The sequence below is a fragment of the Vibrio sp. YT-17 genome (genome assembly GCF_033337375.1).
In the GTDB taxonomy this organism is placed as follows: Bacteria; Pseudomonadota; Gammaproteobacteria; order Enterobacterales; family Vibrionaceae; genus Vibrio; species Vibrio alginolyticus.
On sequence record NZ_JAWOQP010000045.1, the window covers coordinates 1 to 10,698 of the forward strand.

General features: G+C 40.2%; 13 protein-coding genes and 1 pseudogene. All 14 read left to right on the forward strand.

Going from position 1 to position 10,698, the window contains the following annotated elements:
- A pseudogene (locus tag R7F67_RS23425) lies at positions 1 to 107 on the forward strand (GNAT family N-acetyltransferase); the annotation flags it as partial.
- Positions 108 to 319: 212 nt separating this feature from the next.
- Positions 320 to 598, forward strand: coding sequence for a hypothetical protein (locus tag R7F67_RS23430; protein WP_033007115.1), 279 nt, complete (start codon positions 320 to 322; stop codon positions 596 to 598).
- A gap of 144 nt (positions 599 to 742) precedes the next feature.
- Positions 743 to 1,096, forward strand: coding sequence for a hypothetical protein (locus tag R7F67_RS23435; RefSeq protein ID WP_318057401.1), 354 nt, complete (start codon positions 743 to 745; stop codon positions 1,094 to 1,096).
- Between the two features lie 137 nt (positions 1,097 to 1,233).
- Positions 1,234 to 1,923, forward strand: a complete 690-nt coding sequence (locus R7F67_RS23440; protein ID WP_064368553.1) for a hypothetical protein — start codon at positions 1,234 to 1,236, stop codon at positions 1,921 to 1,923.
- Between the two features lie 287 nt (positions 1,924 to 2,210).
- Positions 2,211 to 2,711: a hypothetical protein gene (locus tag R7F67_RS23445; protein WP_258475594.1), complete on the forward strand. Its 501-nt coding sequence runs from the start codon at positions 2,211 to 2,213 to the stop codon at positions 2,709 to 2,711.
- 1,336 nt (positions 2,712 to 4,047) lie between these two features.
- Positions 4,048 to 4,551 (forward strand): GNAT family N-acetyltransferase, encoded by a 504-nt coding sequence (locus R7F67_RS23450; protein ID WP_258475593.1) that lies wholly within the window; start codon positions 4,048 to 4,050, stop codon positions 4,549 to 4,551.
- A gap of 127 nt (positions 4,552 to 4,678) precedes the next feature.
- Positions 4,679 to 5,080: a hypothetical protein gene (locus R7F67_RS23460; protein WP_053304463.1), complete on the forward strand. Its 402-nt coding sequence runs from the start codon at positions 4,679 to 4,681 to the stop codon at positions 5,078 to 5,080.
- Between the two features lie 145 nt (positions 5,081 to 5,225).
- Positions 5,226 to 5,888, forward strand: coding sequence for a DUF6998 domain-containing protein (locus R7F67_RS23470; RefSeq protein WP_258646913.1), 663 nt, complete (start codon positions 5,226 to 5,228; stop codon positions 5,886 to 5,888).
- Between the two features lie 136 nt (positions 5,889 to 6,024).
- Complete coding sequence (locus R7F67_RS23475) at positions 6,025 to 6,258, forward strand: hypothetical protein (protein ID WP_005377029.1); 234 nt, start codon at positions 6,025 to 6,027, stop codon at positions 6,256 to 6,258.
- A 185-nt stretch (positions 6,259 to 6,443) separates the two neighbouring features.
- On the forward strand, positions 6,444 to 6,878 hold the full coding sequence (locus R7F67_RS23480) for a GNAT family N-acetyltransferase (protein ID WP_025441728.1): 435 nt from the start codon (positions 6,444 to 6,446) through the stop codon (positions 6,876 to 6,878).
- Positions 6,879 to 7,078: 200 nt separating this feature from the next.
- Complete coding sequence (locus R7F67_RS23485; protein ID WP_258475758.1) at positions 7,079 to 8,194, forward strand: hypothetical protein; 1,116 nt, start codon at positions 7,079 to 7,081, stop codon at positions 8,192 to 8,194.
- A gap of 148 nt (positions 8,195 to 8,342) precedes the next feature.
- Complete coding sequence (locus R7F67_RS23495; protein WP_031781187.1) at positions 8,343 to 8,801, forward strand: GNAT family N-acetyltransferase; 459 nt, start codon at positions 8,343 to 8,345, stop codon at positions 8,799 to 8,801.
- A gap of 164 nt (positions 8,802 to 8,965) precedes the next feature.
- Entirely contained in the window at positions 8,966 to 9,427 is a 462-nt protein-coding gene (locus R7F67_RS23505; protein ID WP_050903769.1) for a GNAT family N-acetyltransferase, read from the forward strand.
- A gap of 162 nt (positions 9,428 to 9,589) precedes the next feature.
- Positions 9,590 to 10,042, forward strand: coding sequence for a GNAT family N-acetyltransferase (locus R7F67_RS23510; protein WP_258475300.1), 453 nt, complete (start codon positions 9,590 to 9,592; stop codon positions 10,040 to 10,042).
- Positions 10,043 to 10,698 lie beyond the last annotated feature (656 nt).

The window sequence follows — 10,698 nt, forward strand, 5'->3', positions numbered from 1 at the left end:
AAGAGCTGTGGTTAGAAGTATATTCTTTCAATGAATCAGCTCTAGCTTTGTATCGCAAAGCTGGTATTGAGCCCAAGCTCCAAATTGGACAGAAAGCACTAACCTGAAAGTCGGCTACATAACAAATTGTTCAAGAGTGATTCGGCACGCGTAGCATTTTTACTATGCGTTAGTTCTAGTGGTTAAGATGGTATGCGGAAGCTTAGGTATTGCGTGCCTCACACCTTAACAAGGCGTTAGGCGACATGAGATAAACGATAGAGTAGTGATAGTATCTTGGCGTGAATCTAGCTTCAGTTAATAGAAAAGGAGTGGATTAATGAATGGTAAAGCATTTGATAATTGGCAAAAATCGCGAAAGAAAGGCTGTTTAAATTGGCTTTTCAGAACAACTTTCGTCACAGCCATTTTGTACATAATTTTTAATGTTATTTTCCTATATCCGTCTTCTGATGCGGCAAGCATTACGATTTTCTTATCGGATAATGCTCTTAATTACTCAATTTACACGATCGGGATGTTTTTCGCATTTTGGGCTATTTGGCTATACAACGAATCTTCGTATGAGAAAGAAGTTAAACGTAGAAATGTCGCCTAACAAACTGTTCAAGAGGGATTCGCAACGCGTGGCATTTTTACTATGCGTTAGTTTTAGTGTTTAAGGTGGTATGCGGCGGCTTTGGTATTGCGTTGCTCACCCCTTAACAGGGCGTTATGTAGCTAGGTAAGAAATGGAGTATAAATGCTTGGTTTAGTTCGATTTGTATTGGTTGCGAATGTAATAGCAGCCGTAATAGTTGTTGGTCTAGAGATGTCTACAGGCTTCTTTGGACTTAAGTTTGTATCGGACTATGCATTTTTCATCGTAATGCTTATATGGGGAACGACAGCCTTATTTTTCATGTATCCACCTCTGGGTGGTATGGGGCAGTCTGACGACAAGGTTGATAGGATTACAGACTCAATGGTTGACCGTATTGTTGCGGACGAAATCGATGATGAGCGGTTCTCAGAAAATACAGCCTTTTGTATCAAACTGCTCATAGCTGGCGTGCCTGCATTCTTGGTTTGTGTCCTTGCGAACATCGCTACATAACAAACTGTTCAAGAGGGATTCACAACGCGTGGCATTCTCACTATGCGTTGGTTTAAGTGATTAAGGTGGTATGCGGCGGCTTAGGTATTGCGTTGCTCACCCCTTAACAGGGCGTTATAAGTTAAAGTGAGATAGTCATGAAAGTTCAACCATATCAGATTTATCAGTCTATGATGCTTGAAGTCAAAGTGAGGATTAGAGCTGTGGATGAATGCCTTTCTAAACATTCAGAAAAAAGCTCTTTACCTCCGCTGGATACTGAGTTCTGCTTTCTTCAATTAAGAAAAATTGTCGAACAAGTTTGCTTTAGCTCTGTTTTATGCGACAAAAATAGATATAAAGAATTTAGACGAATTGAAGGTGAAGAAAGTGACATCAATGGTGATTTTACAAAGGACTGGAATGCGAGAGTTATCCTACAGAAACTTAACTCTATTAGTCCTCACTTTATGCCAATTCCTTTAGGTCAGAGCCAATTTAGTGATGGCTTACATCAAATTCAGCGCAAAGACATTAAAGCTACCCATGGTGAGTTGATTAAGATTTACAAAAAATGTGGTGACTTTATGCATATACCGAAACCATTTTCTGAAGATTATGACTCACATATTTCAAGGTATAAGCAAAAGTACGCAAGCTCAAAAAATACAATTGAATCGTATATTAGCTATTTAAAAGACCTTTTGTGGAATCACGCAGCAATAGGTTTGGAGTTTAATCCTGGCGAAAATCCGCTTACTCCAGGTAACCCAAAGAATGCATGGCTAGTAGATTTTGGTGACTATAGTAGCGATGACATTTCAATTGCTATAGCTATTGCGGATTAACTTATAACAATCTGTTTAAGAGTGATTCGCAACGCGTGGCATTTTTACTATGCGTTGCGTTTAGTGTTTAAGGTGGTCTGCGGCAACATCGGTATTGCGTTGCTCACACCTTAACAGGGCGTTAAGTTTATAATGGAGTTCAATAATTGGTCGGAAAATCAAGGTTTACAGTCGTATATGTTTCAGCCATAGTCTTAATCTCGTTTGGGCTCCTGGTTGGGATAAACTTTCCAAGCAAAGGTGATATTAAATGGACAGACATATTGTCCTCAGTTTCCAATCTTGCTATGGCAGTAATTGCATATTTGGCATTAAATGTATGGAAATCTCAATTAAAGCACTCCAAGCGGGTCGAACAAATTGAAACCTTAAGAATGCAACTCGATGTATTAATAAGTGCGTTTAATACAAAACTATTGAGGATATATGACCAAAAACGAAATGACACAGGCGCTTTACTAGAAAGTTTCAATCCTTGTGAGCAATATTTGAACAACAAGAAAGAATATGAGGACAATCACATTTATGAACTTAATGAAGCGATTAAAGAGTACACGTTCAATTTAGATAACTATCAGTCATCGTTTGGAAATCCACTTCCAGAATCATTGATGTTTACAGAAATTAAAAAACATCTAGATGAGCTTGAGCAAGAACTCTATTGTTGTTATTTGAATCAAGAGAAAGCATTTCCAGTATTTTACAATTCAGTTTCATCCAAATTATCTAACTATCGGACCCAAATGCAAGCTGATCTGAAAGATGAAATGAGTGCGCTTTGGAAATAAACTTAACAAACTGTTTAAGAGTGATTCGCAACGCGTGGCATTTTTACTATGCGTTGAATGTAGTGCTTAAGGTGGTCTGCGGCAGCATCGGTATTGCGTTGCTCACACCTTAACAGGGCGTTAGGCATCAAAGGTTACAAATGTACAGCTCGATATTGATAATATTGTTTGGTCTTTTGGTTTCACTTGGTGCAGTTTCGGGTACTTGCACACAGGGAGATGATGGACGTTTTTATGCTTCGATAATGTATGGCTCAGTACTGTTCATTCTCATCATAGTCAGGCTTCTTCGAGAAAATAGAGGCTCAATATTTATATGGATTAAGCCCTTAATTGCCTTGTTGGCTGCTATGTCGGTAACTTATTTCTGGGCTCCTTTTGTAATTGAAACGACCATTGAAGGTCATCATTTGTGTGGCAAAGAATTTGATTATCATTTGGTAGCGTCTGATGTCTGGTTTAGAGGCATACCAACGCTTCATATTGTTTTCTCGTTGGTTATTTTCATGCTTTCATTTTGGAAGTTAACTAGGTGCAAAACGGGTAAGTAGTTTGTGGTGACAAGATGCCTAACAAACTGCTCAAGAGGGATTCGCAACGCGTGGCATTTTTGCTATGCGTTGGTTTAAGTGATTAAGGTGGTGTGCTGCAACATCGGTATTGCGTTGCTCACCCCTTAGCAGGGCGTTAGTCGCCAGAAAAAGCTAGCGGTCAAAATCATGTTTCTAAGCTCAAAACTTGGCTACTGGTTGTTTGATTCATAGCTCCATCTTCGACGGTCAAAGCTCAGTTTCATCGGTTCTGAATCAATGCATTGCTAATTTCCAAGCGGTTGTTTCGTTCTTTGGTGGTGATAGAGCGGGGCAATCGAAAATCTGTTTTTGGTTGCAACTCCGCTCGGTGAGTTTGTTGGTTTAAAAGCTTATTTACTTGCTGAAAGGACGTTTTCTCTGGTGTGGTAAGTTCCACGTGGTTTCAGTGACTTTGTTGAAATTCCGCACTGTGAGATTGGCTTTCCAAAAGTGTTTTTTGGTGTTGTCAGTCCGTTTTCTACGGCGTTGTTTGTTCCAAGTGGTTTCATTGAGTAGCCGCTTTGAGACTACGCCTGACGCAAGTGCATCGAAGCACATAAAGTTTGTTGTTCGCAAAGTTTAGTTCGGCTTAAAATTGTCGCTCGGTGCCTCGCGACTAACAAACTGCTCAAGAGGGATTCGCAACGCGTGGCATTTTTACTATGCGTTGAATTTAGTGATTAAGGTGGTTTGCAGCGGCTTCGGTATTGCGTTGCTCACCCCTTAGCAGGGCGTTAGGTGCTAGGGAGAAAACTGGAAGTCTTATGAAAATCAGAGAAGTGTGTGTAAGTGATGCTGAGTCTATGTTGGAGCTAATGCTTCAACTCGACAGCGAAACTAAGTTTATGATGCTAGAGAAAGGTGAAAGGGAAACAACCATCGAGCAACAGAAACAAATTCTTGACTCATTTGTCGAAAATAATACGAAATCTATGTTTGTGCTCTCTGATGATTTTGGTGTTCATGGTTTTGTTGCTGGTATCGGAAACTCAGCGAACCGAAACCGTCATTCAATGTATTGTGTTATGGGTATCAAACAGTCTGCATCTGGGAAAGGGTATGGCAAAAAACTGTTAGGTTGCCTTGAAACTTGGGCTGTTGAGCGTGATTTTACAAGACTTGAACTGACAGTGATGTGTCACAACGAAAGAGCATACAATCTGTATTTGTCACAAGGATTCGAAGTTGAGGGTACAAAGCGCAACTCTCTCAAAGTTGATGGTCAGCATGTAAATGAATTTTATATGTCCAAATTGCTTCGCACCTAACAAACAGTTTAAGTGGGATTCAGCACGCGTGGCATTTTTGGTATGCGGTGGTTTTGGTGTTGAAGTGCAATGCAGAGGCTTAATCATTGCGTGCTTCACCCCTTAACTGGGCGTTAGGAGTTTGCGCATGAAATTGATTTTTAGTGTCGTTTTAACATTGTTTGCATTCAGCTCTAACGGAGCAGAGCAAGTAACCACAAAAGATTTGTACGAGAAATTCAACATGAGAACTGTCTATAGCTCTTATGGTCAGAATTTAAAGTGGTATTGTGAAAGTTATCCTAGAGAGTTCTTTTCTACAGAAGAGGCTTCGTTTGTTTCTGATAGTCGACTTGAGTTAGTGTCAGGTGACAATGTTTGGATTTTCACTATTTCAGAGCCAAATATAGTTACTATTGGAAATCAGATAACATCGGGTACATATAACAGCGTCTCAACGTATGAGCTTTACTTTGACCCTCGGACTCAGGACTGGAGGGCAAATGAAACATATATAGACATACCGAAAGATTGTGAACGCTATGAATAAAACTCCTAACAAACTGTTCAAGAGGGATTCGCAACGCGTGGCATTTTTACTATGCGTTGGTTTTAGTGTTTAAGGTGGTATGCGGCGGCTTCAGTATTGCGTTGCTCACCCCTTAACAGAGCGTTAGGCATCAGGAGGTAAGTCTGTGGCATTAACACAAATTCAGGTAATTCAATCACTAGGTGAGTCGATGTCTTGGCTTGAACGCGAGTTAAATTGGGGCGTTCCTATTACTGAGCTCAGGCATTTGACAGGAAGAATTGGTGAGCTGTATTCAGCTTTGATTACCAATGGTCAAATGGCAACTGAAGTTAATCAATCGGGATATGATGTAGTCAGCGGGGACGGTGAAAGAGTCTCGGTCAAAACCACCGGACGTTTGGCTAATAATGGGCAAATTTCATTTAATCCAAATACACTCAATAGTGTTGACCGAGTTATCGTGTTGCGGGTTAACGTTGAAGAAATGCAAATCGAAACCTTGTTCGATGGAAGTGTTGAACAAGCCAAATCGCTCATGTGTACTTCTGGCTCAAAGTACACACTTGCTTTGAGCAAACTAACAAAATCTGACAGCATCGATCGAGACATTCCAAAAGTTAAAGAGGCTGTCTGGGGTAATTTAACTATTGCTGAGCGTGAGAATGGTTCAATAGAGGTTATTGAAAATGGCTCTCCTCTTGTGCCAGCTAAACCATACTTGAGGCAAGTAGCTAAAGCGCTTGGGGTCTCAATACTAAATAGCAATGGTAACTACTACAACACAAGGCAGTTAGGTAGTTTACTCATCCGTGAACTGAGTGCCTAACAAACGCTTTAAGACGGATTCGCAACGTTCGGCGGTTTTGGTTTGATTTAACTTTAGTGTTTACGGTGGAATAATTTTGTGTCGTGGTAGCGTTGCTCACCACTTAAGCGGGCGTTAGTATTCAGGAGGAAAATTAGTGCTTCATCAGATAGACAAATATCAGTGTTCTGCTTGTAACATTAAATCCAAACATATTACCGTATTGATTAGGAACCCAAGTCCTTTTGCTGGTGTAAAACATCAAAAGCGTAAAGAGTTTATTGCTGGGTTAATCAAAGGTTGGGCAGTTGGTCCATTTTTAGCTTCTATGGATGAGTTTTCTCGGCATACGATCTGTGAAAACTGTGGGATCAAAACGATAGAGAACTGATAAGTAAGACTTCTTTCTAAGTTAGGTGTAACAGGTTGGGTCTGAATACTAACAAACTGTTCAAGAGTGATTCGCAACGCATGGCATTTTCATCATGCGTTAGTTTAAGTGATTAAGATGGTATGCTGCGGCATCGGTATTATGTTGCTCACACCTTAACAGGGCGTTATGTGCTTAGAGGGAAAATGGCATTGATTAGAGAAATGGATATCTCGGATTACTCTCAAGTTATTGAGCTTTGGTCTGAAACAGAAGCTATGTTGCTGCGTGATGCAGACTCTAGAGAAAACATAGGTAAATACCTAGAACGTAACCCCAATCTCAGCTTTGTCGCTGTAGATGGTGGCACTATTGTAGGTGCAATTTTAGTGGGTACAGATGGTCGTCGAGGCTACGTACAACATTTGGCTGTAAACGCGAATTGTCGAGGCAAAGGCATTGGTGCCAAACTCATATCCTCAGCGGTCGATGCATTATCGAAAATTGGTATAGCTAAAACTCACTTATTTGTTGCCAATGAAAACCTGAATGCTCAATATTTCTATGAAAAACTAGGTTGGTTTCCACGTGATGAAGTACGTATGTTTTCTTTTAACTCGTCTTGCAGTGGTAATGTTTAGTACGCACATAACAAAGCATTTAAGAGTGATTCCCAACGCTTGGCATTTTTAGTTCAAGGTTGGGTTTCGTGTTTTCGGCGCAATGGTTTAGGTTCGTGGTAGCGTTGCTCACACCTTAATGCGGCGTTATAACCCAAAGCGTCCATTTCACAATAGTAGTATGATAAAATTTCGGGAAAATAGGTTTAGGTAGATAATTGATGCTAAAAGGTTTTCTGAAGAAAAAGTCTGATGTAGTGGAACTCCTTTCTGTCGCGATGGTCGCTGCGGTTGGTGCGAGTCTTATTGCAACTTACTTATCTGAGTCGGTAGATTTTTTTGGGGAGAAATCCTCACTATACTTGGGGTTAGTGCTTATATCAGCCGTTGCCATATATTTGTTCAAAAAGTGGAAGCCTGTTGAGCCTGTAGAGGAGCATATTCTAGGATTCTTCTGTTACGATCCAGAGGTGAATTTTCCTGTTTACGTTCCTAGGTATAGATTCTCTCACAACTTATCTTCTTATCTAGAGTCTGCTTTCAACGAAAATGAAGAACTCGCTAAGCTGTGGCATCTTGAACCGCTTTCGCGGGTTCACGAAGTCTTCGAAGGCGAAATTCCGTCATTAAAAAGTGTATCGTTGGTAAGAGAAATTATTGAGTATTCCGTTCTGGATATATTAAGTCGGCAATTTTTAAACTATATGTATAAGGAAGATAATGATCATTTTAAACGATACAAGCACAATGATGCAGAGATACTAGCTCTTAATAACCGCTTTCTAAACCTTTTCGCTAAACCAATGAACGAAAGGGCATGCTTCCTCGACCAAGACGAGCTAGATAGTGAGCACTGGGTTATTGCTGAGTGCAATGGGGCATTGTATCAACAATTTGACTTTGCTCTCCCTAAGAACAGTACAATCAAACGCATTGAAGATGATACTATTTTAATTGATACACCAAGAGCTAAGATTAAAATAATATCTATGTTTGACGGTAGTAATGCTTATATAGCTGAAAAATTCAGTGAGCTATATTTAGGTGTGGAGGATTTTTTGGCAGTTTCAGATCATGCGCTTGCAATCAAAGTGGAAGTTGAATTTAAGCCTCTTTCAATTATATCTATTTCAGATTGGGACAAATATGAGTGGATTGACTCGTTTATTAAACGGCTTAAAGAAGAGTTCTCACAAGAACTGTTCTTAAAAAATATAAATTGGGAAACAACTCTTACTATGATTCGTGGGATTTCAAATTGGCAAAAATTGGCAACACAAAAGGAACTTAATAGCTCAAAGTCCCAACAAACTGAAGTAGACTTAGAAGAGAGCTAGTGGGTTATAACAAACTGTTTAAGAGTGATTCGCAACGCTTGGCATTTTTGCTATGCGTTGCGTTTTGTGTTTAAGGTGGCATGCGGGAGCTTCGGCACTTCGTTGCTCACACCTTAACAGGGCGTTATGTGCTTTGGTGGAAATGGATATGGAAATCACAATCAGGCGTATCAAAACAGAAAGCATTGAAGACAAAGGTATATTCGAGACTTTGTTTAGAGAGTACCTATCTGGATTCTCAGTTGAGCTAGATCTCTCAGTAATTGCTCAGTTATTTGCATTGCCTTATTTCCACGGATTTATCAGTTTTGTCGACGATAAGCCCGCCGGTTTTGCGGTTTGCTTTGAATCGTTTTCAACTTATCGTGCGCAAAGAGTGATGAATATCCATGACTTTATGGTGTCGGACAACTTTCGTGGTAAAGGTGTGGGCAAAGCGCAACTGAATGGTATCGAACAGCATTGTCGTGATAATGATTACCTCAAAATCACACTAGAGGTCGGTGATGATAATGTTGCAGCTAAAAAGCTCTACAGTTCATTGGACTACGAAGATTACAGAGTAGTTTTGACAGGGCAGCAACATTGGCAAAAGTACCTCAATTAGCACGCACATAACAAACTGTTCAAGAGGGATTCGCAACGCGTGGCATTTTCACTATGCGTTGGTTTTAGTGTTTAAGGTGGTATGCGGTGGCTTTGGTATTGCGTTGCTCACCCCTTAACAGGGCGTTATGTTTTTAATCAACTCCAAGGATTTAGGAGGGTAAAGTGATAAGTCTATTTGAAATGGAACCTGGTTGTTTTGACCTCTTTCGTGAAAACTTTATACGAGAATACGCTGGTTCTATCAGCTCCAATTATGGCTACTCTGAAAGGAAATCTTTTGAGTTTGCTTCCCTAGACTTCGAGATGAGACTACCCAATAAGCTTGACACTGACGGTAACTATGTCTGTTCGATTAAATTGGGGGAACTATCTATAGGTCATCTTTGGTACATAGAGAGTGTAGAAGACTCAACCGCTTTTATTTGTGACTTCTTCATAGAGCAAAAGTATCGCAACTCAGGTTATGGCGAATTAGTAATAAAAAACCTTGAATCCCGCCTCAAACAAAGTGGTATTACAAGGTTGAAGCTCCATGTTGCAAATGGCAATAATGGTGCTTTAAGGCTGTACACTCGTCTTGGGTACGGGATCACAGGGCATAATCTATTCAAAAAGTTTGATTAGCTCGATGAACACAAAACATAACAAACAATTTAAGAGCGATTCGGCACGCGTGGCATTTTTACTATGCGGTGGTTTTAGTGATTAAGGTGGCATGCGGGAGCATCGGTATGGCGTGCCTCACACCTTAATTGGGCGTTATGTTTTCGGAGGGAAATTGTCACTATGAGCATAGAGCTAAGAAGAATTGACCATGATAACTTCTATGAAATCTGCCAGTTAAAAGTCGCTAAAAATCAATTAAATCATATTGATAGCAATGCTATTTCATTGGCTGAAGCGAACTTTATGGATTTTCCTTGGTTTCGTGGCATCTATGCCGAAGATAAGCCAGTAGGTTTCATCTTGGTAAACGCAGACATTTACGCAGATAAATTTTTCCTTTGGCGATTCATGCTAGATCAGACACAACAATCAAAAGGTTATGGTCGTAGAGCCATCGAGTTGTTAAGTTCAGAGTTGCTTAACGAGTTTGGAGCATCGGCTCTTTATACAAGTGTTGTAGATAGCACAGGTGGTCCAAAAGATTTCTACTTAAATTGTGGTTTTATACCTACTGGAAACTTAGTCGCAGGTAGGGAAATAGAGTTAAGCAGAACTCTTGAGCCCCAAACATAACAAACTGTTCAAGAGGGATTCGCAACGCGTGGCATTTTCACTATGCGTTGGTTTTAGTGCTTAAGGTGGTATGCGTCGGCATCGGTATTGCGTTGCTCACCCCTTAACAGGGCGTTATGTTTCGCATTGACTTATAAGCAATAAATGGTTTCTGGCTTACATCTTTGAATCTTCTGGCAATTTGGTTTCAAGGTTTCCCCAATTAAATATCAGTGCCTGGATTCTTGGATTTTTCAGCCGACTTTAGGTTTCAAATTTCAGGGATACTTCAATTGAAATTATGTATTTACGCTGAAAAATTATCTTGCTTAATGCCGCTTTGGTATTGGTGAGAGGTCTAACTTATTACGCGCTTTGCGTTTGTCGCACTTGTCGTAATGGTTGGTTGACTCGTGTGATGTGAGTTGAACAGTTTCTTGAGCATAGCAGTTCTTTGTCAGGGAAGTGAGTCGTTTGTGGTAAAACATAACAAACAATTCAAGAGCGATTCGCAACGCATGGCATTTTTAGTTCAAATCGGCTTTAGTGTTTACGGTGCAATGGTTTAAGTTCAGTGGTGGCGTTGCTCACGCCTTAATTGGGCGTTAGTACGGGTTTGAAATCAAAGGTCATAAGTTTTGGTGTTTATCTGTTTTTGCGCTCGTCTTTACACCTTT

Excerpts from the sequence above, each read along its gene's own strand:
- R7F67_RS23445 (WP_258475594.1), top strand. The coding sequence starts at position 2,211 with ATGGCAGTAATTGCATATTTGGCATTAAATGTATGGAAATCTCAATTA.
- R7F67_RS23430 (WP_033007115.1), top strand. The coding sequence starts at position 320 with ATGAATGGTAAAGCATTTGATAATTGGCAAAAATCGCGAAAGAAAGGC.
- R7F67_RS23495 (WP_031781187.1), top strand. The coding sequence starts at position 8,343 with ATGGAAATCACAATCAGGCGTATCAAAACAGAAAGCATTGAAGACAAA.
- R7F67_RS23480 (WP_025441728.1), top strand. The coding sequence starts at position 6,444 with ATGGCATTGATTAGAGAAATGGATATCTCGGATTACTCTCAAGTTATT.
- R7F67_RS23485 (WP_258475758.1), top strand. The coding sequence starts at position 7,079 with ATGCTAAAAGGTTTTCTGAAGAAAAAGTCTGATGTAGTGGAACTCCTT.
- R7F67_RS23510 (WP_258475300.1), top strand. The coding sequence starts at position 9,590 with ATGAGCATAGAGCTAAGAAGAATTGACCATGATAACTTCTATGAAATC.
- R7F67_RS23435 (WP_318057401.1), top strand. The coding sequence starts at position 743 with ATGCTTGGTTTAGTTCGATTTGTATTGGTTGCGAATGTAATAGCAGCC.
- R7F67_RS23450 (WP_258475593.1), top strand. The coding sequence starts at position 4,048 with ATGAAAATCAGAGAAGTGTGTGTAAGTGATGCTGAGTCTATGTTGGAG.
- R7F67_RS23440 (WP_064368553.1), top strand. The coding sequence starts at position 1,234 with ATGAAAGTTCAACCATATCAGATTTATCAGTCTATGATGCTTGAAGTC.
- R7F67_RS23460 (WP_053304463.1), top strand. The coding sequence starts at position 4,679 with ATGAAATTGATTTTTAGTGTCGTTTTAACATTGTTTGCATTCAGCTCT.